Origin of the sequence: Limnohabitans sp. Jir72, from assembly GCF_003063575.1 — a bacterium.
Lineage (GTDB): Bacteria > Pseudomonadota > Gammaproteobacteria > Burkholderiales > Burkholderiaceae_C > Limnohabitans_A.
The window spans coordinates 31,978-57,888 of sequence record NZ_NESC01000013.1 but is presented as its reverse complement, the minus strand read 5'-3'; the positions used below and the strand labels follow the sequence as shown (position 1 = coordinate 57,888).

General features: G+C 59.8%; 25 protein-coding genes and 1 pseudogene. 9 read left to right on the top strand and 17 right to left on the bottom strand.

The genetic code is table 11. From position 1 onward, the window contains the following. Positions 1-108: 108 nt before the first annotated feature. Entirely contained in the window at positions 109-2,094 is a 1,986-nt protein-coding gene (locus tag B9Z52_RS15670) for a PAS domain-containing hybrid sensor histidine kinase/response regulator (protein WP_146182873.1), read from the top strand. Here B9Z52_RS15670 and B9Z52_RS15665 read toward each other — a convergent pair whose 3' ends face one another. The 8 genes from B9Z52_RS15665 to B9Z52_RS15625 all read right to left on the bottom strand — a co-directional run bounded on the left by B9Z52_RS15665 (position 2,095) and on the right by B9Z52_RS15625 (position 11,720). Then, a complete protein-coding gene (locus tag B9Z52_RS15665) occupies positions 2,095-5,931 on the bottom strand; it encodes a translocation/assembly module TamB domain-containing protein (RefSeq protein WP_108414789.1) in 3,837 nt (1,278 codons plus the stop codon). It lies immediately after the preceding gene. Next, positions 5,931-7,730 (bottom strand): autotransporter assembly complex family protein, encoded by a 1,800-nt coding sequence (locus B9Z52_RS15660; protein WP_108414788.1) that lies wholly within the window; start codon positions 7,728-7,730, stop codon positions 5,931-5,933. The genes B9Z52_RS15665 and B9Z52_RS15660 overlap by 1 nt, the downstream gene beginning before the upstream one ends. After that, positions 7,727-8,911 (bottom strand): VWA domain-containing protein, encoded by a 1,185-nt coding sequence (locus tag B9Z52_RS15655; RefSeq protein ID WP_108414787.1) that lies wholly within the window; start codon positions 8,909-8,911, stop codon positions 7,727-7,729. Before B9Z52_RS15655 ends, B9Z52_RS15660 begins: the two co-directional genes overlap by 4 nt. Beyond that, positions 8,905-9,468 carry a hypothetical protein gene (locus B9Z52_RS15650; RefSeq protein ID WP_108414786.1) on the bottom strand — a complete coding sequence of 188 codons (564 nt, stop codon included), beginning with the start codon at positions 9,466-9,468 and terminating at the stop codon, positions 8,905-8,907. Before B9Z52_RS15650 ends, B9Z52_RS15655 begins: the two co-directional genes overlap by 7 nt. Positions 9,469-9,763: 295 nt before the next feature. Beyond that, positions 9,764-9,985 carry an addiction module protein gene (locus B9Z52_RS15640; RefSeq protein ID WP_108414784.1) on the bottom strand — a complete coding sequence of 74 codons (222 nt, stop codon included), beginning with the start codon at positions 9,983-9,985 and terminating at the stop codon, positions 9,764-9,766. A 15-nt stretch (positions 9,986-10,000) separates the two neighbouring features. Continuing rightward, complete coding sequence (locus tag B9Z52_RS15635; protein ID WP_108414783.1) at positions 10,001-10,624, bottom strand: GNAT family N-acetyltransferase; 624 nt, start codon at positions 10,622-10,624, stop codon at positions 10,001-10,003. Next, on the bottom strand, positions 10,621-10,866 hold the full coding sequence (locus B9Z52_RS15630) for a hypothetical protein (protein ID WP_108414782.1): 246 nt from the start codon (positions 10,864-10,866) through the stop codon (positions 10,621-10,623). Before B9Z52_RS15630 ends, B9Z52_RS15635 begins: the two co-directional genes overlap by 4 nt. Positions 10,867-10,877: 11 nt before the next feature. After that, a complete protein-coding gene (locus B9Z52_RS15625) occupies positions 10,878-11,720 on the bottom strand; it encodes a MoxR family ATPase (RefSeq protein ID WP_108414781.1) in 843 nt (280 codons plus the stop codon). A gap of 107 nt (positions 11,721-11,827) precedes the next feature. Between B9Z52_RS15625 and B9Z52_RS15620 the strand changes: the two genes are divergently transcribed. Next, positions 11,828-12,487: a cytochrome c gene (locus B9Z52_RS15620; RefSeq protein ID WP_108414780.1), complete on the top strand. Its 660-nt coding sequence runs from the start codon at positions 11,828-11,830 to the stop codon at positions 12,485-12,487. A gap of 83 nt (positions 12,488-12,570) precedes the next feature. On the opposite strand, the gene B9Z52_RS15615 is transcribed toward B9Z52_RS15620, so the two are convergent. From B9Z52_RS15615 to B9Z52_RS15585, 7 genes and pseudogenes are all read right to left on the bottom strand, one after another. Further along, on the bottom strand, positions 12,571-12,786 hold the full coding sequence (locus B9Z52_RS15615) for a DNA gyrase inhibitor YacG (RefSeq protein ID WP_108414779.1): 216 nt from the start codon (positions 12,784-12,786) through the stop codon (positions 12,571-12,573). Beyond that, positions 12,783-13,538, bottom strand: coding sequence for a cell division protein ZapD (gene zapD / locus B9Z52_RS15610; RefSeq protein WP_108414778.1), 756 nt, complete (start codon positions 13,536-13,538; stop codon positions 12,783-12,785). Before zapD ends, B9Z52_RS15615 begins: the two co-directional genes overlap by 4 nt. A gap of 22 nt (positions 13,539-13,560) precedes the next feature. Then, entirely contained in the window at positions 13,561-14,178 is a 618-nt protein-coding gene (gene coaE, locus B9Z52_RS15605) for a dephospho-CoA kinase (RefSeq protein WP_108414777.1), read from the bottom strand. Positions 14,179-14,181: 3 nt separating this feature from the next. Beyond that, a complete protein-coding gene (locus B9Z52_RS15600) occupies positions 14,182-15,015 on the bottom strand; it encodes an A24 family peptidase (RefSeq protein WP_108414776.1) in 834 nt (277 codons plus the stop codon). A 1-nt stretch (position 15,016) separates the two neighbouring features. Further along, entirely contained in the window at positions 15,017-16,222 is a 1,206-nt protein-coding gene (locus B9Z52_RS15595; protein ID WP_108414775.1) for a type II secretion system F family protein, read from the bottom strand. Continuing rightward, a pseudogene (locus B9Z52_RS15590) lies at positions 16,219-17,394 on the bottom strand (GspE/PulE family protein); the annotation flags it as partial. The gene B9Z52_RS15595 and the pseudogene B9Z52_RS15590, both read right to left, overlap by 4 nt. Positions 17,395-17,564: 170 nt before the next feature. Continuing rightward, positions 17,565-18,548, bottom strand: a complete 984-nt coding sequence (locus B9Z52_RS15585; RefSeq protein ID WP_108414774.1) for a polyprenyl synthetase family protein — start codon at positions 18,546-18,548, stop codon at positions 17,565-17,567. Between the two features lie 208 nt (positions 18,549-18,756). On the opposite strand from B9Z52_RS15585, the gene rplU reads away from it, so the two are divergent. From rplU to proB, 4 genes are all read left to right on the top strand, one after another. Further along, positions 18,757-19,068 carry a 50S ribosomal protein L21 gene (gene rplU, locus B9Z52_RS15580; RefSeq protein WP_108414773.1) on the top strand — a complete coding sequence of 104 codons (312 nt, stop codon included), beginning with the start codon at positions 18,757-18,759 and terminating at the stop codon, positions 19,066-19,068. A 12-nt stretch (positions 19,069-19,080) separates the two neighbouring features. Next, on the top strand, positions 19,081-19,341 hold the full coding sequence (gene rpmA, locus B9Z52_RS15575; RefSeq protein ID WP_019426391.1) for a 50S ribosomal protein L27: 261 nt from the start codon (positions 19,081-19,083) through the stop codon (positions 19,339-19,341). 104 nt (positions 19,342-19,445) lie between these two features. Further along, complete coding sequence (gene cgtA / locus B9Z52_RS15570) at positions 19,446-20,564, top strand: Obg family GTPase CgtA (protein WP_108414772.1); 1,119 nt, start codon at positions 19,446-19,448, stop codon at positions 20,562-20,564. 60 nt (positions 20,565-20,624) lie between these two features. Next, positions 20,625-21,761, top strand: coding sequence for a glutamate 5-kinase (gene proB / locus B9Z52_RS15565; RefSeq protein ID WP_108414771.1), 1,137 nt, complete (start codon positions 20,625-20,627; stop codon positions 21,759-21,761). 65 nt (positions 21,762-21,826) lie between these two features. Here proB and B9Z52_RS15560 read toward each other — a convergent pair whose 3' ends face one another. After that, positions 21,827-22,444, bottom strand: coding sequence for an RNA pyrophosphohydrolase (locus B9Z52_RS15560; protein ID WP_108414770.1), 618 nt, complete (start codon positions 22,442-22,444; stop codon positions 21,827-21,829). A gap of 99 nt (positions 22,445-22,543) precedes the next feature. Here B9Z52_RS15560 and B9Z52_RS15555 point away from each other — a divergent pair, with 99 nt between their 5' ends. Together B9Z52_RS15555 and B9Z52_RS15550 are read left to right on the top strand one after the other, a co-directional pair. Beyond that, positions 22,544-24,289, top strand: coding sequence for a proline--tRNA ligase (locus B9Z52_RS15555; RefSeq protein WP_108414769.1), 1,746 nt, complete (start codon positions 22,544-22,546; stop codon positions 24,287-24,289). A gap of 23 nt (positions 24,290-24,312) precedes the next feature. Next, positions 24,313-24,951, top strand: coding sequence for a lytic transglycosylase domain-containing protein (locus B9Z52_RS15550; protein WP_108414812.1), 639 nt, complete (start codon positions 24,313-24,315; stop codon positions 24,949-24,951). A gap of 48 nt (positions 24,952-24,999) precedes the next feature. Here B9Z52_RS15550 and grxD read toward each other — a convergent pair whose 3' ends face one another. Continuing rightward, positions 25,000-25,323: a Grx4 family monothiol glutaredoxin gene (grxD, locus tag B9Z52_RS15545; RefSeq protein ID WP_108414768.1), complete on the bottom strand. Its 324-nt coding sequence runs from the start codon at positions 25,321-25,323 to the stop codon at positions 25,000-25,002. 175 nt (positions 25,324-25,498) lie between these two features. Between grxD and B9Z52_RS15540 the strand changes: the two genes are divergently transcribed. After that, on the top strand, positions 25,499-25,891 hold the full coding sequence (locus B9Z52_RS15540) for a VOC family protein (RefSeq protein WP_108414767.1): 393 nt from the start codon (positions 25,499-25,501) through the stop codon (positions 25,889-25,891). Positions 25,892-25,911 lie beyond the last annotated feature (20 nt).

Below are 25,911 nucleotides of genomic sequence, written 5' to 3'. Positions count from 1 at the left end.
CTTGATTTTACAGGCCGCTTCAAAAGGTCTTTGCAGCCCCATGCCGACAGCGCCGATGGCGTCGTTTCGGTGTCCGTCACCGTCGAAATTTGCAAGATAATCCCCAAAATGTTGGATTTGATCAAAAGCACATTTCACCGGTTTTTTGCGCCCAAGCAAGACGATTGGCATTTGCTTTTTGAACAGGCCCCTTGTGGCGTGGCGCTCGTGGACGCCCCAACGGGGACGGTCCGATCGGTCAATGGTCACTTTGCCCAACTGATGGGCTGTTCGCCCGCATCTTTGCGCCAAGCACCATGGTCGACACTGGCCCGTTCGGTCTTGCGCCCAGGCGAGACGCAGGCCGCTGAATTTTTGACACAACAGCCGCTTGAAAAAGGTTCACGGATCCATCAGCTGCTGCGCAGCGATGGTGTTCAGGTGTTTGCCGAAATTTCGGTCATGGCCACCTTGCCCGATCCACATGGCAAGACCGTGTGTGTGCTGATGGCCAAAGACGTTTCGGAGCAGCTTTTGGCCGAGGAAAAATTGCGTGTCAGTGAACAGCGCTTGCGCCTGTTGACCGACAGTGCGCGGGACGTGGTGTGGACCATGAGCCCGCTCGGGGAGATCACGTATGTGAGTCCGGCGATTGAGCAGTTGCGCGGTTACACGCCTGAAGAGGCGATGAAGCACACCATCGATGAAACCCTGACGCCGGATTCGCAAGCGGTTTCGCTTCAGTATTTTGTGGATGTGGCGGCCGCATTGCAGCAGGGGCTGCCACCGCCAGAGTTTCGCAACGAGCTGGAGTATTGGCGCAAGGATGGCAGCCGCTTTTGGACCGAGGTGTTGGCTTTTCCGGTGATGGGGGCCAATGGCAGCCTGGTTGAAATCTTGGGCGTGAGCCGCGACATCAGCCAACGCCGACTGTACGAAGACAGTTTGCATCAGGCGCGAGAGCGGGCAGAAAAAGCCAATGCAGCCAAGACAGAATTTTTGGCGCACATCAGCCATGAAATCCGCACCCCGATGAGCGCCATGTTGTCTTTGACGGATTTGGTCTTGGCCACGCCTTTGGACGATCAGCAGCGTGTTTTGCTCAACAAAAGCAAAAGTGCTGGCCGCTTGTTGCTGGGCATCATCAATGACATTTTGGACTTGTCAAAGCTGGAGCACGGCAAACTGGAGTTGGCTCATCTGCCGTTTGATTTGCGTGATGTGTTGCAGCAAGTCAGTGATCTGGTGGGGCAGGCCTGTGCCAGCAAGGGGCTGCACTACTTGGTCGAGTGGGCCCCCGAGGTGCATCCCCATCGCTTGGGCGACGCCCAACGCCTGGCGCAGGTGCTTTTGAATCTGGTGGGCAATGCCATCAAGTTCACCGAGCGAGGGCATGTGCGGGTGTCTGTGCGGCATGCGTTCAGCGCAGCAGAGCATGCGCATCTGCGTTTTGAAGTGCAAGACACTGGCATGGGTCTGGCACCGCAGCTTCAGGCCAAGGTCTTCGAAGGTTTTGTGCAGGGTGACGATGCATACACCCGTGCCCAAGGCGGAACAGGTTTGGGGTTGTCCATTTGCAAACGGTTGGCTCAGCAGATGGGTGGCGATGTGGGGGTCGAATCGCAAGTGGGCGTGGGCTCAACCTTTTGGTTCACGGTGCGATTGCCTTTGAGCCATGCAGGCGACGACCAAAAACGGGATGCACAAGGCTTGCAGGCCGCTGATCAGGTGCAGGGCCTGCGTGTTTTGCTGGCCGAGGACAACCTGTCCATGCGCGGCATCCTCCAGCAGTTGCTCGAGCTGGCCGGGGCTCAGGTGGCGGTGGCCGAAAATGGCCTGGTGGCGATCCAGATGCTCGGCGAAGTCCGCTGCGATCTGGTGTTGATGGACATCCAGATGCCCGTCATGGGGGGCTTGGAGGCCGCACGGCGCATTCGTCAAAATCCTGCGTTCCACGATGTGCCCATCGTGGCTTTGACGGCGGGGGGCTTCAATGAGGACCGCGACCTTTGCCTGGAAGCGGGCATGAACGACTATCTGATGAAACCCTTTGAATACAAGGACCTGATCGAGGTCTTGCAGCGCAATGCGCCATCGCAGCGGGCCCAGCGCTGATCAATCCCTGCGCACGGTGTAGATCAAGTCGAGTGCATTGTCCTGTCCCGCTTGAGCCCGCAAGGTCAGGCGGCGCGAGAGGTCGTAGAACACATAGAAGCTGCCGAAAGTGCCTTTGAGGCTGGTTTCGTAGACCAGGTAAAAGTCTTTGGACAGGCGCTTGCCCAGCGTGACAGCTGCGCCTGTGGCGGTCGTGTCGCTGCGGCTGCCGTTGGCCAGCGAAATCTCGTCCAAGCCCAGGGCACCGGCCATTTCACCGCTCAATGTTTTGCCATTGCCACTGAACAAGGCCAGGGCCGCTTGCTGCAAGACGGCCGACTCGGCACCGCCGTTGGCGCCAGACCGTCCCAGCACCAGCCAGGCCAGTTTGTCGGCATCGGGCAACTCGGGGTCGGAGTACAGGCGCACCTTGGGGGTGATGGCGCTGCCGCTGATTTGCACCCCCACGCGTTGCGAGAGGTTGGGACGGATGGCCAGAATCTCCAGCAAGGGGTTGTCGGAGGGCCCGTTGAAGCGCAACAAACCGGTTTCGATGTTCAGGTTTTGCCCATAGGCTTTGTAGCGACCGCCTTCGGTGCTGACTTCGCCGGTCAATCGTGGAATGCCTTTGGTGCTGGTGTTGCTGAGCACATTCAATTTGCCTGCCAAACGCGTGGTCAAGCCATGGCCTTGGATCTGAAAGTCCGGCCCCAGGTCCAGTGTGACTTGCACATCGGGCGTGCCGATCATGGACACGCCTTGCGCGGAGGCCTCTGTTTTGAGCGGCGCTTTGGTCGATCGTGGGTGGGTGACCACCACGTCTTGCCCCAAGGTGGGGGTGCTGTCTTCGGCCAGGATGAACAGGCCTTGATCGGCCTGGATTTGTCCGCGCAACTGCAGTTGGCCTTGGTGCATTTGGGCTTTGACTTGACCGGAGATGGCCAGTCGCCGGTCGGCACGGTTGCTCACCCGCAGGGCCTTGGCTTGCAGGTTGAGCACCATGTCCACCTGGCCCAGGGGCGATGTGTTGGCCATGCCTGCTGCGGGGGGGAGCCAGATCAGCTGACCTTGGGTCTGGAGTTCGCCACCTTGGGTGCCTGCGCCGCGCAAGCTCAATTGCTCCAGGTCCACTTGCTGGCCGTGTACCCGTGCGCGCAATTGGCCTTGGCTGAACTCGATGCCCTGCACGGCCGAACGCACGGCCAGGTTGTTGGCCTGCACATGGCCTTGCCACTGCGGGTCTTGGCGGGTGCCCGAGAGTTCGAGTTGGGTGTCCAGTGTGCCTTGCACGCGCCAGCCCGGTGGTGCCAGCAAGGACCATGCGCCCACGCGGGGCAGCTTGGCCTTCAGTTGGCCCGATACCGGGGCTTGCGAGGGCCAATGCCAACCTTGGGTGTCGTGGCTCAGGTGGGTTTGGGCTTGCGCCTGCAGTTGGCCCATTTGTTCGCTGTCCCAATTGAGTTGGACTTGGACGTCTTCGTTGTCAATCACCAGTCCCACGCGTGCGTCCCGCAGACCGGAATTGATGCGCTGTCCGGGGGCGTTCTCAGCGCCAATGCGCAAGTCGCCTCGGCTGCGTTCGAGCCCTGCACGGACGTGCAAAGCCTCGGCTTGTTCCAGCCGGATCTGGCCTTTGAGCATCACATCGCTTTGGATTTCTGAGCCCAAGCCGAGGGGTAACCAGCTCAAGGGCAGATCATCGATCTGGGCATTCAGCGCTGTGGTGGAGGTGTGGCGTGCTGCAACTGCCCCTTTGGTCGCCAAGGTGCGTGACTGCCATTGCCCGGCTTCCCAACGCAGCATGGCTTGTCCGGGGGATGGGCCTTCCACCGCAATGCGACCAGCCTGCCACTGCGCCACATCGTGGATGGCGGAAGGCGTCCATTGCCAGGCCACAGCTTCTTGCAGCAGGGCTTTCCAGGACGCGCTGCGTTCAGGCGATGACACCTGCACCGATGCGCTCTGGATCTTGCCTTGCCATGGCCCGTCCAACAGCGCGGTGCTGCTGGCGCTGGCTTGAGATTGCATTTGAACGGTTTGCGTTCCGCTCAGCCAGCGTGCCTCGATGCTCGCTTGCAATGCCTGCAAGCTGCCTTGTAATGTGACCTGGCTGTGCTGCAGCTGCCAGGCGTTTGGCCCCTTGGCTGATGTGCTCAAGCTGGGCAGTGTCACGCGCATTTGAATGGGCGCATCGGCCTGACGGTAGCCGCCTTGCCACTGCGCATTCAATTGCGCAGGCCCCGAGGCTTGCCAGCCTTGCAGCCGTTCGGCCCAACCGGGCCAGCGCTTGAGCCAGGCCATGCTGAGCGCGGCATCGCTCATGGCGACTTGCAGATGGCCTTGACCTTGCTTGGGGGCCAGCACGCCCTGGGCTTGGGCTTTCATGCCGGGCCATTGCCATTCGACTTGCCCTTGCGCAGATTGCTGTTGGGGCGCGAAGCTGAACTGCGCTTGCAGCTTGGCGTCCGCCGCCTGAACCTCCAGGGACTCGATCTTCCAAAGGGCGGCTTGCCATTGGCCTTGCAGGTGCAGTTTGTCCCAGCGAAGGCCGGTGGCGTTTTTGCCCAAGGTGCTTGCGCCTTGGAGGTCGACTTGAATGGCCACGGTGCGTGCGTCGGTGGCCTGTGCCTTGATCTGTCCGTTCAGTGCACCTGCGGCCATGGCGGTGTGCAGCAGCTCGGGCTGGACCCCTGCGATGTTGACCTGGCCTGTCCAGCCAGCTGGGGTTTGCTGTCCTTCGCCTTGCACTTGACCGCCTGCCACCTTGGCCTGCAGTTGCTTGATCTGCCACAGGCCATGGCTTGGGCGGTGCAGTTGGGCGCTCAAGTGGCTCAGGGGCAGGGCATGCCGGTCCCAGGGGCCGGGGTTTTGGTTGTTCAGCTGGCCCTGGATCATCCAACCCGAGCCCTCGGGCGTGACCGAGGCTTGGCCCTCCAGACGGGTTTGGGGTGCGCCGGGCCAGAGTGCGGCCAGATCCAATTGCTGCCAGTCGGCCTGGGCTTGCGTGATGGCCTGGGCTTGCCAGGGGTGGATTTGCGCCTGCACTTGCAGCTGCATGCCTGTGCCAGAAGCTGTGGCGCTGCTCGGTTGCAGTTGCGCTTTGACCGCCAAAGCGGCTGACAGGCCCGACAGGGTGCCTTCGGCCGTGGCTTGGGCGGTGAGCGTCAAGGGCTTGCTGCCCGCAGGACCCATGGTGTGGACCTGGCCTTGCAAGCTGGCGTGCAGGGCCATGGGCGCTGCCGCTTGCAGTCGGGCCTGCACACTGTAGCGGCCTTGCGCCACCTCAAACGGCTGCACCTCCAGACGGTGCTCGCTGCCGTCGTAACGGTAGTGACCTTGCAGGCCCAAGGCCTCGAAGGCCGGAGGCCCCGCCCATTCGAGCCGGTCGATTTGCCAAGGTAGATCGATGTGCAGCGGCCAATACAAGGTGGTGGGTGGGGTGGGTTCGCTCGCCGGGTTCTGGTCATCGATCTTCAGATGCCCCAGATGCAATTGCGCCAGTGGCAAATGGCCTTGCCAAAGGCGTGGCCAGTCCAGCGTGAAGGCGGTTTGCTCACCATGCACTTGCAATGCGCCTTGTTGCCAATGCCATTGGCCCACTTGCCCACCGTGGCGCAAGCTCCCGTTGACCAGATCGGTGCTCAGGCGCTGGCTGGTGGGCATCAGTCGGGCGGCCAGATTCAGCGTGCTGGCCAAAGAGCCTGGCGTGCCCGCCCACCACCACAGCGCGCTCAGAACCAGAACTGCACCGCTCAAGATCAGACCCAGGAGCAGACCCAGGCGCAGGCCCAGCCGGCGCAGTTTGCTGCGCGGCTTGGGCTGCTGGTCGTTGGCGGTGTTGGCGGTGTTGTGGCTCATCAAAAGACAAAGCCCACGCTCAGATGCAAACGCAATTTCTGCACCGCCTGGCCGTAAGCCAGGTCCACCCGCAGCGGGCCGATGGGGCTGCGCCAGCGGGCACCCACGCCATAACCCACCAGCGCTTTGAGCTGGTGCATGTCATCGGACACCGCACCGGCGTCCACAAACACCGCGCTTTCCCAATCGGTGCCTTGTTGGTTCCAGCGGATGGGGCGCTGCCATTCCACACTGCCCGTGGCCAAGTAGCGGCCAGGGGCGACGGCGCCATTGCTTTGCGTGATGCCGATGCTGGACGGGGCATAGCCGCGCACGCTGTTGTCGCCACCGGCCAAAAACAGCTGCGTGGTGGGCAGGCCTGAGGTGTCTCGGCTGATCACGCTGCCCGCCTCTGCGCGCACGGCCAGACGCCCTGATGCGCTGCCCAGGGGTTGCAGCCACAAGGCACGCGCCAGCCAGCGGGTGAACACTTCATGCTGCGTGCCCAGACTCACGCCCGAGCCCAGCTCCAGGCTGCCGCCAATGCCTTGGGTGGGGAAGGGCAGGCTGTCGTAACGGCGCCAAGTCCAGGCGTAGTTGGCGCTGACCGATTCGCGTTGACCGACCAGCGAGCCTGTGCTGCTCGAGGCGTCGTACTGCGCGTAATAGGAGCGGTCGGTTCTTTCTTCGCGCTGGGTGCGGCCATAGCGCCAACGTTGGCTGCTCACTTCGTAGCCCACCAATTGCTGGTGTTCCAGTTGGGCAGCGCCGTTCCAGCGCCACAGGTCTTCATCGGGTGGTGCCAGCAGGTCCAGGCTCCAAGACTGCAGTTTTTTGTCGACCGACAATTTCGTCACGCCGCGCCAGCCCAGCCCGGGCAGGCGGTTTTGGGTGTACTCGGCCGTCAGGCGTGGTCCGCTGTCGCTGCGCACACCCAGGCCCATGACCCATTTCTGGCGCAGTGTTTCTCTCAACTCCACCTTGACCGGGGTGGCGTCCACGGGCCCATCGGGGTCGAGCGAGACGAACACCGCATCGTAAAAACCGCTGGCCACCAGGCGTTGCTGGGCCATCAAGAGATCGCTTTGTTTGTAGACAGCGCCCGTTTTCAAATGCGCCAGGCGCTCGGCTTGTTCGGCGCTGTAGCGTTCCGTGCCTGTGATGAGCACGGGCCCGATCGTGACTTGAGAGCCCGAATCGATGGTGAGTGACAGGCGCACCTGGTTGCTTTGTGCGTCTACATCGGCCTGACTTTGCGCAATCTGTGCGTGCGGGTAACGCTCGGCTTGCACTTGCCTGAGCGCTTTGGATTTGGCCAGGCTCCACTGGCTCTGGCTGAAATCCTGTCCAGACGGCAAAGCCCAGTCGGTGACCACTTGCGCTCGCTGTTGCTCGGCCTCGGCGCGCTGGGCAATGTCGCCTTGCCAATTGATCTGGATGTCGGTGATGCGGGCTGCAGGGCCCACAACGATGCCCAGCTTCACGTGGCGCAGGTGTGTAGGCGTGGGGGTGGTGTCCAGCTGCCACTGCAGTTGGGGGTTGAAGTAGCCTTGCGTGGCCAGCAGTTCATGCGCTTGCACATCGGCATCGCGCAGCAGTTTGGCCATTTCTTGGTCATCGAGATCAGACAGGTTTTTGTAACGCTGCAATTCCAGGTGCTGCGTCATCCATGCAGCGGTGTCTTTTTCATTGGCCTGGACGGTCAACTCAAAGGCCAAGGGCTCTCGGGGTGTTTCGACGGCGGGGGCATCGGCCAAAGCCAGTTTGCACCAGAGGCTGCAGACCAGCAGCAGAGTCTGAATACAAGTGCGCAGATTCACTTGCTCAGCAAACGCATGGCATCTTCCAAGCCCTTGAGGGTCAGGGGAAACATCCGTTGGCTCATGAGTTGCTGAATGATTGAAATGCTTTGACGGTATTGCCACACGCCTTGTGGCTCGGGGTTGATCCAGGCGAATTTGGGGAAGGTGTGCGTCAGGCGCTGCAACCATTCGGCACCCGCTTCTTCGTTGTTGTATTCGACGCTGCCGCCTTTTTGCAAAATCTCATAGGGGCTCATGGTCGCGTCCCCGATGAAGATCAGCTTGTAGTCCTTGTTGTACTTGCGCAGGATGTCCCAGGTGGCAAATTTTTCGGCAAATCGGCGCTTGTTGTTCTTCCACATGAAGTCGTACACGCAGTTGTGGAAGTAATAGAAGTCCAGGTGCTTGAATTCGGCCTTGACGGCGGAGAACATTTCTTCAACGCGGGCGATGTGGTCGTCCATGGTGCCGCCCACGTCCATGAGCAGCAGCACTTTGACGTTGTTGTGGCGTTCTGGGCGCATCTGGATGTCCAGATACCCGGCATTGGCCGCCGTTTTGCGAATGGTGCCGTCCAGGTCCAACTCTTCGATGGAGCCTTCGCGGGCAAAGCGGCGCAGACGGCGCAGTGCCACCTTGATGTTGCGGGTGCCCAGCTCTTGCTGGTCGTCGTAGTCCTTGTAGGCGCGTTGGTCCCAAACCTTGACGGCATTGCGGTTGCCCCCTTTGCCGCCAATGCGGATGCCTTGCGGGTTTTGGCCGCCATTGCCAAACGGCGAGGTGCCGCCCGTGCCGATCCACTTGTTGCCGCCTTCGTGGCGCTCTTTTTGCTCGTCGAGGCGCTTTTTGAGCGTCTCCATCAACTCGTCCCAACCCATCTTCTCGATGGCCGCTTTTTGCTCGGGGGTGAGTTCTTTTTTGAGGATCTGCTCCAGCCAGTCGAGCGGAATTTCCTTGGTGAAATCGGTCAGCATCTCCACGCCCTTGAAGTAGGCACCGAAAGCCTTGTCGAACTTGTCGAAGTGCTTTTCGTCCTTGACCAGCACGGTGCGGCTCAGGTGGTAGAAGTCGTCGATGCTGCAGGCGTCCGATGTGGGCCCCACCACGTTGGCTTGCAGGGCTTCGAGCAGGGTAAGGAACTCGCGCACCGAGACAGGCACTTTGGCGGCGCGAAGGGTGTAGAAAAAATCGATCAGCATGAGGTGGTTTCTTTCTCCACGTCTGGGGGGGTGGAAAACAAGTTGCGATTTTCGCTCAGCAACTTTTCGAACTTTACTTTTCGGTCTGGATGCAGGCCTTGAAGCAAGCCATATTCTGTGGCGATTTTTTCTGAGTCAAGTAGATCACACCAGCCTTTGCCGTTGTTTGTCTGTTGCTCCAGTGCGATTCGCCAATCTTGCAAGGCGGCTCTACCTGTAATCAATTCAGCAGTACTTGCGCCAAATTTGGCTTGCTTATTGGGGTTGTGGTGTGGCGAAACCTCTTTTTCTTGAAATTTCCAAACACCAACTGCCACAAATAAGGTGCAGGCAGAGATTACAGGATGGAGCAAGCCACCAAAGTAGTCACCAAAGGTGCCCCACTTGCTGGCGTCTTCACTCAATTGAGGGTTAACGAGTTGCCAAAAATCCATTGCCCACGAGGGCTTAACGAACTGCCTGTAGTCAACACCCAAGACCACTGCTGCGATCGAAAGTGGGACCCACATCAGCCATTGTTGTTGGCTTTTCGAAAAAGGAATGTCTTCTTTATCCATGGCTATTGCACTTGAGGCCAAATGCGAGGTGATCGGTATTGATGGATACAGGCCAAAACAAGGACCGTATCACCCAAGATTTCAAAATGCAGTGCATAGGGAAAGCGGCCCAAGAACACCCGACGAATGTGAGCGTAGGCCACGGCATGCACTAAAGGATTGCGCCTCAGTCGTGCCTCCTGGATGCTGATTTGTCGTAAAAGTTCCGTCCCCAACCCCGTAGACTGATCTTCGTACCACGCGTAAGCCTCCACCAAGTCCAGCTCGGCATCTGGCGCAAAGCGGACGTTATAGCTCACAGCTTGACGCCGAGACGCTGCGCAATGTCTTGCAAGCTGGAAGAAACTTGAGGATTTGCATGGCTCCATGCCGAGCGACGCAGGACTTCCTGTTGAACCAACTCAGGAACAGGAGGCACGCTTTGTGGGGCTTGTGCAATGTCATCCCAGACTTGCTGAACCAATTGGATTTTTTCAGACGTACTGAGTTGGTGAATTTGCTCAATGAGAGTGGTCATGGGCGTCTCCTGCAATCAGTCTGGGATGATCTCGCGTTGGCGGCGAAGTTGGTGGTCCAGGTGAGCTTTCACCGTGGGCCACTCACTGGCAATGATGCTGTACACACATGTGTCGCGCAGTGTGCCAGCAGCCAGAGGGTGCGGGTTGATCTGGTGGCTGCGCAGCACGCCGTCGAGCTTGGCACCCAGGCGCTCAATGGCGCGGCGGCTTTGCTGGTTAAAAAAATGCGTGCGGAACTCCACTGCGATGCAGTTCAGTTGCTCAAACGCATGGGCCAGCAAAAGGCGCTTGGCTTGTGTGTTCATGAGCGTGCGCTGCACGCTTTGGCGGTACCAGGTCGAGCCGATTTCGACGCGGCGGTTGGCCGCGTCGATGTTCATGTAGGTGGTCATGCCCACCGCTTGGTCTGTTGCCGGGTCGATCACGGCAAAGGCGCACATGCTGCCTTTGGCCTGCAGGTCCAAGCGGCGTGTGATTTCAGTGGCCATGGCCTCGGGGTGGGGGATGGCGGTGTACCAGTGGTTCCACAATTGGCCGTCTTGCACCGCCTGGACCAGGTTGTCGTGGTGCGCGGGTGCCAGTGGCACGAGCTTCACATGCTGGCCACTCAGGGTGACGGGTGCGGCAAACAGGCTCATCGGGACTCCGAATCGTTTGGCTGGGTGCGGCCATTTTGTTTGGCACGCCAGTGGCGGGCCAGCTGCAGACCACCGCCGCCGCCCAGACCGACCAGCAAGATCGCGCCGATGCTGGTGCCGCTGTAGCCTGCGCTGAACAGGTTCCAGCCCAGGAGCTGGCCCAGCCAGTAACCGGCCAAAGCGCCTCCGACAAAGCCGATGGCGTCTGAAATGCCTTCGAGCAAGAGTTGGCGAGCCGACATGCCGTGTGGCTTCAGCGGTTGCGCTGGTTCATGAAGACCAGCTTTTCAAACAAAGTGACGTCTTGCTCGTTTTTGAGCAGGGCACCCACCAGCGGCGGCACAGCCACTTTTTGGTCGGCGCTTTGCAAGGCTTCGAGTGGGATGTCTTCGGCCACCAACAGCTTGAGCCAGTCCAGCAGCTCACTGGTGGAGGGCTTTTTCTTCAGGCCCGGCAGGTTGCGCACGTCGTAAAACGTCTTGAGTGCCAGGGCCAGCAGGTCTTTTTTGAGCGTGGGGAAGTGCACGTCCACGATCTGCTTCATGGTTTCCGCTTCGGGGAACTTGATGTAGTGGAAAAAGCAGCGGCGCAAGAATGCGTCGGGCAGCTCTTTTTCGTTGTTGGAGGTGATGAACACCAGCGGGCGGGTCTTGGCCTTGATCAGCTGGCGCGTCTCGTAGCAATAAAACTCCATGCGGTCGATCTCGCGCAGCAAGTCGTTCGGGAACTCGATGTCGGCCTTGTCGATCTCGTCGATCAGGATGGCCACTGGTGTCTCGGAAGTGAAGGCTTGCCAGAGCACCCCTTTGATGATGTAGTTCTCGATGTCCTTGACCTTGGCCTCACCCAGTTGGCTGTCGCGCAGGCGGCTCACGGCGTCGTATTCGTACAAGCCTTGCTGGGCCTTGGTGGTCGACTTGATGTGCCACTGCAACAGCGGCAAGTTCAGCGCTTCGGACACTTCCTCGGCCAGCATGGTCTTGCCCGTGCCTGGTTCGCCTTTGACCAGCAGGGGGCGTTTGAGGGTGATGGCGGCGTTGACGGCGAGCATCAGGTCTTGGGTGGCGACGTATTTTTCGGTACCTTGAAATTTCATGATGAGGGTCTCGTGAACAACAGGAAAAAAGCTTGTCAGGATTATGAGGGCCAGCCCGATATAATCCGCATTTGATTTTTATCAATCATTTGGATTGTCTGAGCAAAATGAACAAGCTGTTGTCCTCGATGTTTGCCCTGGCTGTCGCCTCTGTGACCGCCATCTCCGCCCAAGCTCAAGAAGTGAAGGGCGATGCCAAAGCCGCTGAGCAAAAGATCGCCATGTGCATCGGCTGCCACGGTATCAAAGGCTACCAGGCCAGCTTCCCCGAGGTGTATCGTGTGCCGATGATCTCTGGTCAGAACGCCAAGTACATTGCCTCTGCCCTGAATGCCTACAAAAAAGGCGACCGCAAGCACCCCACCATGCGCGGTATTGCCGCCAGCCTGAGCGATCAGGACATCGCCGATGTGGCGGCTTATTACGAGCAACACGGCAAGACCGAGCCTGTGACCAAGGTCCCAGCCGCACCGGACGCCAAAGTGGCCGCTTTGCTGCAAAAAGGCGCTTGCGTGTCTTGCCACGGCGACAACTTCTCCAAGCCTGTGGACCCCAGCTACCCCAAGATCGCGGGTCAGCACAAAGACTTCCTGTTCGTCGCCTTGAAGTCCTACAAAGTGGAAAATCTGTCCACCTGGGGCCGCAGCAACGGTGTGATGGGTGGCGTGGCCAAGCAGTTCTCCAATGCTGAACTCAAAGCCTTGTCGGCTTATGTGGGTTCCTTGGATGGCGACTTGAAGACCATTCCTCAGTCCAAATTCCGCTGATCCTCTGTATCGGTAGACAGCAAAAAGCCCGCGCAAGCGGGCTTTTTGCGTTGGGGCTTGCAGAAAATGCAGGCATCAGGGGCTCATTGCAGTCTGGGGTCGCCGAAATCGTCATCCGGTGGAGTGTCTTCGGGTACACGGAATTCTTCGCTGGCCCACGCACCCAAATCGACACCTTTGCAGCGGGCGCTGCAAAACGGACGGTAAGGGTTGGCGCTGCTGTAAAGGCTCAGGCCTGCGCAGCCAGGGCAGCGGACTTGGCGGGGCTTGATCGGTTCGGATGGCTGGGCGTCGCTCATGCGCACAAAGACATCTCGAACGGCACATCTTCGGCGGTGGCAACCAAGCGCCCATCGCTTTGCTGCTGCATCATGCGAATCACCACCAACAGGCGGTTGCAGCTGATCTCGGGGGTGATGCCCAATGCGGGATCGATTTTCAGTCGCAGCAACTGGAAGGTGCGCCCTTGCGGCAGGTTCTGTTGCAACTGACCAGCCGTGGACATGACCTTTTGGCTGGCCCCCGATTCGCGCAGCATTTTGAGCAGCAGCTGGATGGTTTGGGCCAAGGGTACAAACGGTGCACTCCACAGGCGCAAGTCAGCGCTGCGGCTGCTGGCGTCGTGGTGTTGCCAGGCGTGGTACGCGGGCAGGTCGAATTCGCAGGTGCCACCGGGGATGACCACACGGCTGCGCAAAGACATCAGGAAATCGTTGTCGCTCAGGCCCATGCCGATCTTGCCACTGACTTCGTTGAGCGCTTCAAAGTGCTCGTCAAGCTGGGCGATCAATCCGTCCAAAGCTTTTTCGGAAATGGCCGGGTTCCCACGGTAGCCGTTGTACAGTTGTTTTTGGCGTTCCAGGTCCTTCAGCACATCCGACTTGAGTTCGGAGCGCGAGGCCACCTCGATGATTTCAAACAAGGTGGTCAGCGCAAAGTGGTGGTCCACCGCTTCGGTGCGGGCCATCAATTGGCCAAAGCGGTTGAACAATTGCTGCAAGCGCAAATAGGTGCGGATGCGTTCGTTGAAGGGGTATTCGTACAGTATCACGCGGCGTTTTCCAGTGCCGCAATCATAGCCCGAAGTCAGCGGCCACTTGAGAGATTTGCGCCTCTAATTCGAGCAAGTTGATGCTTTGGTTAACGATCACGGCATCGGCGCAGGCCAGGCGCTGGGCCCGGCTGGCTTGCTGGGCAATGATCCGGTCGATTTCTGCTGCCGACAGGCCATTGCGCACCATGACACGCTGGCGCTGCGTCTCGGTGTCGCAGTCGACCACCAGCACGCGATCGACCTGGCGGCGCCAGCGCTCGCCGGATTCGACCAGCAAGGGCACATCAAACACCAGACAGCGGTGGCCAGTGTCCAGGGCGTGTTGTGCTTGCTCGGCGGTGAGCTGACCGACCAGCGGGTGGATGATCGCTTCGAGTTGGCGTTTGGCTTGAGGGTCTTGAAAGATGCGCTCTCGCATGGCCTGGCGGTTCATGGCGCCATCGCTGTCAAGCATGTGGGGGCCAAATGCGGCGGTGATGGCCTCAATGGCTCTGCCGCCTGTGGCCGTCACGCTGCGCGAGATGGCATCGGCATCGATCACGGCTGCACCGCGCGCAGCCAGCATGCCTGCAACTGTGCTTTTGCCACTGCCGATACCACCGGTCAGGCCGATGCGCCAAATGCGTTGTGAATTCATGTGTCAAAGATGGAGTGAAGGAAGGGGCCCCAAGAGCATGACCCACAAGCCAGCCAAGGCGAGAAAGGGGCCAAACGGCATGTATCCGCCTTGGCCCAGTTGGCCGCGCCAGCGCAAGATCAGCCCTCCGACAATGCCTGTGAGCGATGCCACCAGCACCAAAGACATCAAGGATGGCCAACCCAGCCATGCACCCAGTGCCGCCAACAGCTTGAAATCACCTTGACCCATGCCATCTTTGCCAGTGAACAACTTGAAGAGCCAATACACCAGCCACAACACGAGGTAGCCTGCTGTAGCGCCCCATAAAGCTTGGTTCAGGGATTGGTCGCTCCATTGCATGCTGGCAGCGATCAGGCCGCTCCATGTCAGCGGCTGTGTGATGGCGTCAGGCAGCAATGTGGTGTCTGCATCAATAGCGGCCAGAGCCAGCAAAGCCGATGCAAAACCTGCCCAAGCCATGGCTTGCACACCCATGCCGTATGTCATCACGGCCCATGCGAACAAAGCACTGGTCAGCAACTCAATGGCGATATAACGCCAGCCGATCGGGCTGTGGCATTGGCGGCATTGGCCACGCAGCCACAGATAGCTCAGAACGGGGATGTTGTCGGTCCAGCGCAGTTTGTAGCCGCAATGCGGGCAGTGCGAGCTGGGAAACGCCAGGTTGTAAGGGGCGGTTTTTGGGTGGGGCTCGGCCTCGTTGTGGGCTTGGGTGTCTGCGGCCCATTGTGCTTCGAGCATGCGTGGCAAGCGGTGAATGACCACATTCAGAAAACTGCCAATGGCCAAGCCGATCAGGCCGGCCGATACCCCGTTGAACACGTCTATGTGCATATCAAAAAACCTGACCCATCCGGAAAATGGGCAAATACATGGCGACCAAAATCCCACCAATTAAACCACCCAGCACCACGATGATCAAAGGCTCCAGCAAGCTCGACAGGCCGTTGACTTGGTCGTCCAACTCGGTTTCCATCAGCTTGCCCGCCCGTGCCAATAATGTGTCCATGGAACCGGTCTCTTCTCCTGTGTGGCACAACTGCACGATCATGGGCGGAAAGCGTGCAGTTTGTGCCATCGCTTCACTCAAACTGCTGCCTTGGCCCACTTGCCGTTGCAATTCCAATGTCGTGCGTTCAAAGACCAGATGATCGCATGCTTGGGCCACGGGGCCCAAAGCCTCGGTCAGAGGAACACCGGCGGCCAACAATGCGGACAAGGTTTGTGCCCAGCGGGCCACCACCGCACTTTGGATCAAGCGCCCCAGCAATGGCATGTTGAGCAAATGGCGATTCAGCCAGAGCCTGGCGCGTGATTCCTGGGCGCTCAGCTTGGGCCAAAACCATCCACCTGCGCACACCATGAAAAGTGCAAGTGGTCCCGCCTGGCTAAGGCCCTCGCTCATGGCCACCACCACTTGCGTCGGCCAAGGCAGGTCTGCGCCAAATGCTTTGAACACATCCTGAAAGGCGGGCACCACAAACACGAGAATCATGGTCAGAACACCTGTGGCGATGAACATCACGGCGCTGGGGTACATCAGTGCAGAGCGAACGCGAGAGCGCAGGGCTTCATTCTTTTCCAGGGTGTTGGCCAAGCGGTCCATCAGCGTGTCCAAAATACCCGCAGACTCACCAGCTTGCACCATGCTGATGTACAAACCTGAAAAATGTTTCGGATGTTTGGCCAGGGCGACATGCAAAGCTTGGCCGGCTTCCACATCTTTTTGTATGGCCCGAATGACCGCTGTGAGTGCCGCTGTTGGTTGGCTGTTCGACACCATGTGCAATGCTTGCAGCAAGGGGATGCCTGCATGCAGCAAGGCAGACAGTTGCCGAGTCATTTGTGTCACATCGCGGGTGCGAATCCTCGGTTCCGGGTTCCACCACAGGCGTTGCAGGGTTGCGACTTTGATGCCTTGTCTGCGCAATTGGGCTCGGGCCAATTCAGCGTTCACGGCGTTGATTCGCCCTTTTTCCGTTTGTCCTTGTGCATTGCGTCCTTGCCACGCAAAAGAGGGACTGGTTTTGCGTGCTGTCATGTGCCCTCCCGAGTCACCGCCAGAACTTCTTCCAGCGACGTGATGCCTTGCATCACTTTTCGCAAACCCGCTTCCCGTAAGCTGGCGACACCTTCGCGGTGTGCTTGCCAGGCCAATTCCTGGCTGCTCGCTTCGTTGAGCACGAGCGTTTGCATGGCAGGGGTGACGGGCATCACCTGGAAAATCCCGGTACGTCCCGAAAACCCTTTGTGGCAATGTGCGCATGCTGCGGGCGCAAAGATGGTGACCGTGTCGCTTGTGATGGCATCTGCCGACAAGCCCGCTTGCACCAAAATTTCGGCAGGCAATGTGATGGCGTGTTTGCAATGCGGGCACAAACGGCGCACCAGCCGCTGTGCGGTGATCAGGGTCACACTGGCGGCGATGTTGTAGGTGGCGGTGCCCATGTTGCGCAGCCGCACCAAGGTGCTGGGTGCATCGTTGGTGTGCAGGGTGGACAGCACCAGGTGCCCGGTCTGGGCGGCCTGCACGGCGATGTTGGCCGTTTCCAAATCGCGGATTTCACCGACCATCAGGATGTCCGGGTCTTGCCGCAAGAAGGCCCGCAAGGCCACCGCAAACGTCAGCCCCGGCTTGTCTTGCACATTGACCTGGTTGATGCCTTGCAGCTGGATCTCGCAAGGGTCCTCTACAGTGGCGATGTTGACCTCTGCCGTATTGAGCAGATTCAGGCAGGCATACAGCGATTGGGTCTTGCCCGAGCCAGTGGGGCCGGTGACCAGCACCATGCCGTGCGGTTGGCGGATCGCTTCCTCCAAGCGCTTCAAATCACCGGTCTCATAACCCAGTTGCGGCAAGTCCAGCTGGACTTGGGCTGAATCCAGCACCCGGATCACCAGCTTTTCACCAAACAAGGTGGGCAGGGTGCTCACGCGCAGGTCGATGGCGCGACCGTTGGGCAGCTGCAGTTTCATGCGCCCGTCCTGGGGTAAGCGTTTTTCGGCGATGTCCAGGCGGGACAGCACTTTCACACGCGAAGCCAGCCGGTCTTTCAGGGCCATGGGTGGCGCGGCCATTTCGCGCAACTCGCCGTCCACCCGCATGCGCACGCGGTAGTGGTGTTCGTAGGGCTCAAAGTGCAGGTCTGAAGCCTGCAGGGCCACGGCCTGCTCCAGCAGCTGCTGCACGTACTGGACCACGGGCGCGTCTTCGCTTTGGCCATTGCCCATGCGGGCGTTCATGTCTGCCATGTCTCCTCCCCGGGTATTGAATACCTCTGTGGGTGAATGATGGGCCGGGCGGGCCGTTTTGTAAATCCCGTGTGGCGCAGACACAAAAAAGCCGCTGAATGCAGCGGCTGCAAGGGACGAGCGCTGGCTGCTCAGGTCCGGCGGGTCAGCAGTTGTGATGCCAGCACCACCATGGCCTGCCGGTGCGCGTTGTCAGGCAGTTGCATGGCGGCATCGATGGCGCGCTGGGCCTCGGCTGCGGCCGCATGGCGTGTGGCCTCCAGTGCGCCAGTCTCGCGCACGATGGCCACGATCTCGTTCAGGCGGTCTACGCTGCCGGTTTCGATGGCTTCGCGCACGGTTTGGCTTTGTGCTGGTGTGCCTTTTTGCATGGCCAAGATCAATGGCAAAGTCGCTTTGCCTTCGCGCAGGTCGTCGCCCAGGTTCTTGCCCATTTCGGCGGCATTGCCGTCGTAGTCGAGCACATCGTCAATGACCTGGAAAGCGGTGCCCAAGGCCTGGCCGTAGTTGGCGCAAGCGGCCTCAATGGCGGCAGGGCTGCCCGCCAAAATGGCACCCAGACGGGCGCTGGCTTCGAACAGTTTGGCTGTTTTCGACCGGATGACGCGCAAATAGCCTTCTTCGTCCAGCGAGGCATCGTGCATGTTCATCAACTGCAGAACTTCACCTTCAGCGATCACATTGGTCGCATCGGCCAAGGTCTGCATCACGCGCATGTTGTCTGCGTCCACCATCATCTGGAACGCGCGGGAATACAAAAAGTCACCCACCAGCACGCTGGCTGGATTGCCAAAGCTTTCGTTGGCAGTCGGGCGACCACGGCGCAGGGTGGACTCGTCCACCACATCGTCGTGCAGCAAGGTGGCGGTGTGTATGAATTCAACCACGGCGGCCAAGTTGTGACGCTGGGTGCCGGTGTAGCCCAATGCGCCACAGGTCAGCAGCAGCAGCACGGGCCGCAAGCGCTTGCCGCCCGCCGAGATGATGTATTTAGCCACCTCGCCGACCAAGGGCACGCCCGAGTCCAGGCGCTCGGCGATGACGCGGTCCACCTGCGCCATGTCGGGGGCAACCAGGGCAAGGACGGCAGCGGTGCTGTGTTCGGAGGCAGACAAGTGGAAAATCCGGCAAGGGCCCGGACAAGTCGTCCGGGTCAGGAGAATGGATTGAAACTGGCCCTGATTATAGGGACAGGCCGTGGCCCTCAGCGCAGGCCCCAGTCCGGGAGGATTGGCCGATTTGCAATTGGGTGTCAAGCCGTGCTAAAATCTTAGGTTCCTTGGGGATTAGCCCTTGGAAACTTCCATTCAAAAGAGGTCATTTATGTACGCGGTCATAAAAACCGGTGGCAAACAGTATCGTGTTGTCGCTGGCGAAAAAATTAAAGTAGAACAGATTGCTGCGGACGTTGGCCAGGAAATCGTGATTGATCAAGTTCTGGCCGTCGGTACCGGCGCCGAACTGAAGATCGGCACGCCCCTGGTGTCCGGCGCCACAGTCAAAGCCACAGTTTTGGCGCATGGCAAGCACGACAAAGTGCACATCTTCAAGATGCGCCGTCGTAAGCACTATCAGAAACGTCAGGGTCACCGCCAGCAGTTCACTGAACTGCAAATCGGCGCGATCACTGCCTGAGGAGAATAGGTCATGGCACAGAAAAAAGGCGGCGGCTCTACGCGCAACGGTCGTGATTCCAAGCCAAAGATGCTGGGTGTCAAGGCTTTCGGTGGTGAACTGATCAGCGCTGGCTCGATCATCGTTCGTCAACGCGGCACCAAGTTCCATGCGGGCAGCAATGTCGGCATCGGCAAGGACCACACTTTGTTTGCCCTGGTGGACGGCCACGTGTCGTTCTCGACCAAAGGCGAACTGAGCAAGCACATGGTGAACGTGACCCCGGCTGTTTAAGCCAGTCTCGCCCATTGCGAAGAGGAGCCCCGCAAGCCGGGGCTTTTCGCATTTTGGTTCGTCTTGTTTTGCGATGACGAACCCCAAGCTACACTGGAAATCTCATGAAGTTCGTTGACGAAGCCTATATTGACATCTCCGCAGGTGACGGCGGGAACGGCTGCGTCTCGTTCCGCCATGAAAAGTACAAGGAATTCGGTGGCCCCAACGGGGGCGATGGTGGTCGTGGCGGGCACGTGTTTGCCTTTGTCGACGTGAACCTCAACACCTTGGTCGATTACCGCTATTCACGCCGCCATGAGGCCAAGCGAGGCCAGCACGGCATGGGCTCCGACATGTTCGGTGCGGCCGGTGACGACATCATCCTCAAAATGCCGGTCGGCACCATCATCACCGACGCTGAAACCGGTGAAGTGCTTTATGAATTGCTGGTGCCTGGTGAAACCATCATGATCGCCAAAGGCGGTGACGGTGGCTTTGGCAACATGCGCTTCAAAAGCGCGATCAACCGTGCGCCACGCCAAAAAACACCGGGCTGGCTCGGCGAAAAGAAAGAGCTCAAGCTCGAATTGAAAGTGCTGGCCGATGTGGGCCTGTTGGGTATGCCCAATGCGGGTAAATCCACCTTCATCGCTGCGGTGTCCAATGCCCGCCCCAAGATTGCCGATTACCCTTTCACCACCTTGCACCCCAATTTAGGTGTGGTCCGTGTGGCCCCCGAGCAGAGTTTTGTGGTGGCCGATGTGCCAGGTTTGATCGAAGGTGCCTCCGAAGGCGCAGGCCTGGGTCACTTGTTCCTGCGCCACTTGCAACGCACCCGTTTGCTGCTGCATGTGGTTGATTTTGCCCCGTTTGACGAGAACGTCGATCCGGTGCAGCAAGCCAAGGCCATCGTGGCCGAGCTCAAAAAGTACGATGCCAAGCTGTACAACAAGCCGCGCTGGCTGGTGCTCAACAAGCTGGACATGGTGCCTGCTGAAGAGCGCGAAGCCCGCGTCAAGGATTTCATCAAGCGCATGCGCTACAAAGGCCCGGTGTTCGAAATTTCGGCCCTGACCCGCGAAGGTTGCGAACCCCTGATCAAAGAGATTTACAAGCACATCCGTGCCCAGCAAATCATCGAGCAAGGACCGGTGGACATTGATCCGCGCTTCAAGGAGCAGGACAAGCCGAAAGAGCCCGATGCCGAAGATCCCCGTTTCAAGCCACTGCCTTCCGAATAACAGGGCCTGGATTTCAGCCGCTGAAATCGGCTGTCCCCAAGCCAAAGACCCTTCTTGAGCATGACCACTCCTGCCGTATCCACCCTGCTGCGCGATGCCCGGCGCATCGTTGTCAAAGTGGGCTCCAGTCTGGTGACCAACGAAGGCCGAGGCCTCGACGAAGCGGCCATCGGCGAGTGGTGCCGTCAGATGGCTTTGCTCAGTGCGCAAGGCAAAGAGGTGGTGATGGTCTCTAGCGGTGCGATTGCCGAAGGCATGAAGCGCCTGGGCTGGACCACCCGCCCCAGCGAGGTGCCGGCTTTGCAGGCTGCGGCCGCCGTGGGCCAGATGGGCTTGGCTCAGATGTACGAAACCAAGCTGCGTGAAAACGGCATGGGCAGCGCTCAGGTCTTGCTCACGCACGCCGATCTGGCCGACCGCGAGCGTTACCTCAACGCCCGCTCGACCTTGCTCACCTTGCTGCAGCACCGGGTCTTGCCGGTGATCAACGAGAACGACACGGTTGTCAACGACGAGATCAAGTTTGGTGACAACGACACCCTGGGGGCCTTGGTGGCCAATCTGGTCGAAGCCGACTTGCTGATCATCCTGACCGACCAGAAGGGCTTGTACACCGCAGACCCCCGTAAAGACCGCTCAGCCACTTTTGTTCACGAAGCCCGTGCCGGGGACCCACTGCTCGAGACCATGGCCGGTGGCGCAGGTTCGAGCATTGGCAAGGGCGGCATGATCACCAAGATCCTGGCGGCCAAACGTGCTGCAGGCTCGGGCGCCTCCACGGTCATCGCTTGGGGCCGCGAGCCCGATGCCTTGTTGCGCCTTTGCCAAGGCGACAACATGGGCACCTTGTTGGTGGCACAAACGGCCAAGCAGCAAGCTCGTAAACAATGGATGGCCGACCACCTGCAACTGCGCGGCTCGGTCACAGTGGATGCCGGTGCGGCTCACAAGGTGCTGACCCAAGGCAAGAGCCTCTTGCCGATTGGCATGACCGGTGTGGCGGGTGAGTTCTCGCGCGGCGATGTGATCGCCATCCGAGACGAGCAGGGCGCAGAAATTGCCCGGGGCTTGGCCAACTACGCCAGCGCCGAGGCGCGCTTGCTGTGCCGCAAACCATCGCATGGCTACGAAGCCTTGCTCGGTTACACCGCCGAGCCCGAGATGGTGCACCGCGATAACCTGATCCTGAGCTGCTGAGTCAAACAATCCAAGCCCAAGAAAAAGCCCGCAATTTGCGGGCTTTTTCCTGAGGCACAGGTTGTTCAGCCCTGAGGGTTGGGGTCAAAACTTGCGCCCGGCGGCAGCTCCATGTGCAGGGGTTGCTGCATCTCCACGTGGCCGTGATCGTCACCGCCGTTTTCACGCGGGCCACGAGGGCCGCCGCGCAAATAACGGTTGTGCCGCTCGTGTCTGGGCAAAAAACGCGCCAGCTCTGTCAAGGCCATTTCGTAGACGCCACGCTTGAACTCCACGACTGCTTCAAGAGGCACCCAATAGTCGTTCCAACGCCAGGCGTCGAACTCTGGGTGATCGGTAGCGCGCAGATTCAGGTGGTTGTCGTGCGTGACCAACTGCAGCAGGTACCAGATCTGTTTCTGGCCCTTGTAAAAGCCGCGAGCATCCCTGCGGATGAAGCGGTCTGGCACTTCATAGCGCAACCAGTCACGGGTGCGGGCCACGATGCGCACATGCTCCGGATGGAGCCCCACTTCTTCGTGCAGTTCACGGAACATGGCTTGCTCAGGACTCTCGCCCCGGTCAATGCCGCCTTGCGGAAACTGCCAGCTGTGGGTGCGGATGCGTTTGCCCCAGAACACCTGGTTTTTCTGGTTGAGCAGAATGATGCCGACGTTCGGCCTAAAGCCTTCACGGTCAAGCATAATCAACCTCAAATTTTTAAATTGTGTCCATTATGCACGCCGCATTGGCGCTGGCTCTTGGATGTTTCCCTGATTCCTCTGTTTAGTAAGCGTGCCGCGATGAAAGCTTCTCAATTTCTCATTTCCACCCTCAAAGAAGCGCCGGCAGACGCTGAAGTGGTCAGCCACAAGCTGATGACCCGCGCCGGCATGATCAAGAAGCTGGGCGCTGGCATCTACAACTACATGCCCATGGGCTTGCGCGTGATCCGCAAGGTCGAGGCCATCGTGCGCGAAGAGATGAACCGCGCTGGCGCCATCGAGATGACCATGCCCGTGGTGCAGCCGGCCGAGCTGTGGCAAGAAACGGGACGCTTTGACAAGATGGGCCCAGAGCTGTTGCGCATCAAGGACCGCCATGGCCGCGACTTCGTGATCCAGCCCACCAGCGAAGAGGTGGTAACCGATGTGGTGCGCCAGGAAGTGCGCAGCTACAAACAGCTGCCCAAAAACTTCTACCAAATCCAGACCAAATTCCGTGACGAGCGCCGCCCCCGCTTTGGCCTGATGCGTGGCCGTGAATTCACCATGAAAGATGCCTACAGCTTTGACCGCGACATGGCCAGCGCCAAGGCCAGCTACCAGGTGATGGCCGGTGCCTACCGCAAGATCTTTGACCGCTTTGGCCTGACCTACCGCGCTGTGGCCGCCGACAGCGGTGCCATCGGGGGCGACCTGTCCGAAGAATTCCAGGTGATTGCCGCCACGGGCGAAGACGCCATCGTGTACTGCCCCACCAGCGGCTACGCCGCCAACATGGAAAAGGCCGAGGCCTTGGCCCCCAGCGTGCCTCGCAGCGAGGCCAAACAAACTTTGACCAAGACGCCCACGCCGGGCAAGAGCACCTGCGAAGACGTGGCTGCTTTGCTGAATGTGCCGCTTTCTACCACCGTCAAGTCGCTGGTGCTGGCCACCGACACCCTGGACGAGCAGGGCGAGATCGTGAAATCGCAAGTCTGGCTCTTGCTCTTGCGCGGCGACCACGACATGAACGAAGTCAAGGTCGGCAAGTTGCCTGGCATGGAAGGCGGTTTCCGCTTTGCCACGCTGAGTGAAATCGAAGAGCACTTCGGCTGCAAGCCCGGCTACCTGGGCCCGCTGAATCTGAAAAAACCCGTGCATGTGGTGGCCGATCGCGACGTGGCCGTGATGGCCGACTGGATCTGCGGCGCCAACGAAGAAGACTTCCACATCACCGGCGTGAACTGGGGCCGAGACCTGCTCGAACCCGCCTTGGTGGCCGACATCCGCAATGTGGTGGCGGGCGACAAATCGCCCGACGGCCAAGGCGAGCTGGCGATCGAGCGTGGCATCGAAGTGGGCCACGTGTTTTACCTGGGCACCAAATACTCCAAGGCCATGAACGCGACCTTCTTGGACGAAAACGGCAAGCCGCAGTTTCTGGAGATGGGCTGCTACGGCATTGGCGTCACGCGCCTGCCTGCAGCGGCCATCGAGCAAAACCACGACGAGCGCGGCATCATCTGGCCGGACGCGATTGCACCCTTCACTGCAGTGATTTGCCCCATCGGCATGGACCGCAGCGAAGCCGTCAAGGCAGAAGCCGAGCGCGTTTACAACGGCCTGCTCGAAGCCGGTGTGGACGTGATCCTGGACGACCGTGGCGAGCGCCCTGGTGCCATGTTTGCCGACTGGGAGCTGATCGGTGTGCCGCACCGCATCACGATCGGCGACAAGGGCCTCAAGGACGGCTTGGTGGAATACCAGCACCGCCGTGATGCCGAATCGAGCAAAGTGCCGGTGGCCGACATCTTGGCCCACGTCAAAGCCCGTCTGTCTGCTTGACTGCCTGGGGCATGCCTTCGGTCATGGCCCCTATAGTTGAACGCCGTCGCCAAGTCTTGGGCCGCTTGGCGACGCTTGCAAGCCTGAGCTTGGCCGCTGGGCCTTGGCCAGCGCAAGCGGGCTCACAACTCGAAGAGCCTTTGTCGCACGCGGTGCGCACCGCGCTGAGCGCGGCCGTGGCCGACGCCGCACCGCCCGAGCCGGTGTTGCGCACACAGGCGGATCAGCAGGCCTATGCCCAATGGCAGGCGGCCAGCAGCCAGCGCCTGCTGCGTTACAAAAACCACCCCGTCGAGCGGCAAGAGTTCCTGCAAACCCTGTGGTACGAAGCACGCCGTGCGGGCTTGCCCCTGTCTTTGGTGCTGGGCTTGGTGCAGGTGGAAAGCGCATTCCGCAAATTTGCCATCTCTTCTGCGGGGGCGCGGGGCTACATGCAGGTCATGCCGTTTTGGGCCCGAAGCATTGGCGACGGTCATGAGGGACGACTGTTTCACATGCAGACCAATTTGCGATTTGGCTGTGTGATCTTGCGGCATTACCTGGACCGTGAAAAAGGCGATCTGTTCATGGCGCTGGGCCGCTACAACGGCTCGCGTGGGCAGGCGCATTACCCTCAGGCGGTGCTGGCGGCGCAGCAAGTCTGGCGGCACAGCGTCGACTGAGCACAAAAAAGCCACCCGGAGGTGGCTTGGCGCGAGGCAGACAAGGGATCAGGCCTGGCCGTTGATCACTTGTTGCAGTTCGCCCGATTCGTACATGTCCATCATGATGTCCGAGCCGCCGATGAATTCGCCTTTGACGTAGAGCTGGGGGATGGTAGGCCAGTTGCTGTACTCCTTGATGCCCTGGCGGATTTCAGCGTCGTCCAGCACATTCACTGTTTTGACGGTCTTGGGGTCAACGCCGCAGGCCTTCAAGAGTTGGATGGCACGGCCAGAGAAGCCGCACATGGGGAAGCTGGCGCTGCCCTTCATGAACAGGGTGATGGCGTTGCCTTTGACGAGTTCGTCGATGCGTTGTTGGGTGTCGCTCATGGTTGTTACTCCAAATGGGATCGGTGTCGAATGGGGTGAATTATCCCCCCGTTTGAAAGCCTGCAATGCCGTAAGGGGTCAGAGCAGGGCGCAGGTGCTTGGGTGCGCAGACGCCGCTGGCCCCAAAATCAGCCAAAATGCGGGCTCTAAAGACCCGATCCACCGAAGCACGACCATGATTGACCACCTCGACCACCTGGTGTTGACCACCTTCGATGAAGCCGCCTGTGTGGATTTCTACACCCGTGTGCTGGGCATGGGGCTGGAGCGTTTTGTGGGCGGCACGCCACCGGTCATGCGCCAAGCTTTCAAGTTTGGTAACCAGAAAATCAACCTGCATGTGCGCGGCAAGGAATTCGAGCCCAAAGCCCACCTGCCCGTGCCCGGCGCGCTGGACTTGTGCTTCATCGCCTCGGTGCCGCTGGACGAGGTGATCGCCCGTTTGAACGCACAGAACTGGCCCATTGTGGACGGTCCGGTCATGCGCACAGGGGCCACGCAAAAGATCCGTTCGGTCTATGTGCGCGACCCCGACCTGAACCTGATCGAGATTTCCGAGCTGGCCTGACCGCCATACCCGGCTGGGCA

Coding starts and splice junctions, on each gene's coding strand:
- B9Z52_RS15670 (WP_146182873.1), top strand. CDS start 109: ATGTTGGATTTGATCAAAAGCACATTTCACCGGTTTTTTGCGCCCAAG.
- B9Z52_RS15665 (WP_108414789.1), bottom strand. CDS start 5,931: ATGAGCCACAACACCGCCAACACCGCCAACGACCAGCAGCCCAAGCCG.
- B9Z52_RS15655 (WP_108414787.1), bottom strand. CDS start 8,911: ATGCTGATCGATTTTTTCTACACCCTTCGCGCCGCCAAAGTGCCTGTC.
- B9Z52_RS15650 (WP_108414786.1), bottom strand. CDS start 9,468: ATGGATAAAGAAGACATTCCTTTTTCGAAAAGCCAACAACAATGGCTG.
- B9Z52_RS15640 (WP_108414784.1), bottom strand. CDS start 9,985: ATGACCACTCTCATTGAGCAAATTCACCAACTCAGTACGTCTGAAAAA.
- B9Z52_RS15635 (WP_108414783.1), bottom strand. CDS start 10,624: ATGAGCCTGTTTGCCGCACCCGTCACCCTGAGTGGCCAGCATGTGAAG.
- B9Z52_RS15630 (WP_108414782.1), bottom strand. CDS start 10,866: ATGTCGGCTCGCCAACTCTTGCTCGAAGGCATTTCAGACGCCATCGGC.
- B9Z52_RS15625 (WP_108414781.1), bottom strand. CDS start 11,720: ATGAAATTTCAAGGTACCGAAAAATACGTCGCCACCCAAGACCTGATG.
- B9Z52_RS15620 (WP_108414780.1), top strand. CDS start 11,828: ATGAACAAGCTGTTGTCCTCGATGTTTGCCCTGGCTGTCGCCTCTGTG.
- B9Z52_RS15615 (WP_108414779.1), bottom strand. CDS start 12,786: ATGAGCGACGCCCAGCCATCCGAACCGATCAAGCCCCGCCAAGTCCGC.
- coaE (WP_108414777.1), bottom strand. CDS start 14,178: ATGAATTCACAACGCATTTGGCGCATCGGCCTGACCGGTGGTATCGGC.
- B9Z52_RS15600 (WP_108414776.1), bottom strand. CDS start 15,015: ATGCACATAGACGTGTTCAACGGGGTATCGGCCGGCCTGATCGGCTTG.
- B9Z52_RS15595 (WP_108414775.1), bottom strand. CDS start 16,222: ATGACAGCACGCAAAACCAGTCCCTCTTTTGCGTGGCAAGGACGCAAT.
- rplU (WP_108414773.1), top strand. CDS start 18,757: ATGTACGCGGTCATAAAAACCGGTGGCAAACAGTATCGTGTTGTCGCT.
- rpmA (WP_019426391.1), top strand. CDS start 19,081: ATGGCACAGAAAAAAGGCGGCGGCTCTACGCGCAACGGTCGTGATTCC.
- cgtA (WP_108414772.1), top strand. CDS start 19,446: ATGAAGTTCGTTGACGAAGCCTATATTGACATCTCCGCAGGTGACGGC.
- proB (WP_108414771.1), top strand. CDS start 20,625: ATGACCACTCCTGCCGTATCCACCCTGCTGCGCGATGCCCGGCGCATC.
- B9Z52_RS15560 (WP_108414770.1), bottom strand. CDS start 22,444: ATGCTTGACCGTGAAGGCTTTAGGCCGAACGTCGGCATCATTCTGCTC.
- B9Z52_RS15555 (WP_108414769.1), top strand. CDS start 22,544: ATGAAAGCTTCTCAATTTCTCATTTCCACCCTCAAAGAAGCGCCGGCA.
- B9Z52_RS15550 (WP_108414812.1), top strand. CDS start 24,313: ATGGCCCCTATAGTTGAACGCCGTCGCCAAGTCTTGGGCCGCTTGGCG.
- grxD (WP_108414768.1), bottom strand. CDS start 25,323: ATGAGCGACACCCAACAACGCATCGACGAACTCGTCAAAGGCAACGCC.
- B9Z52_RS15540 (WP_108414767.1), top strand. CDS start 25,499: ATGATTGACCACCTCGACCACCTGGTGTTGACCACCTTCGATGAAGCC.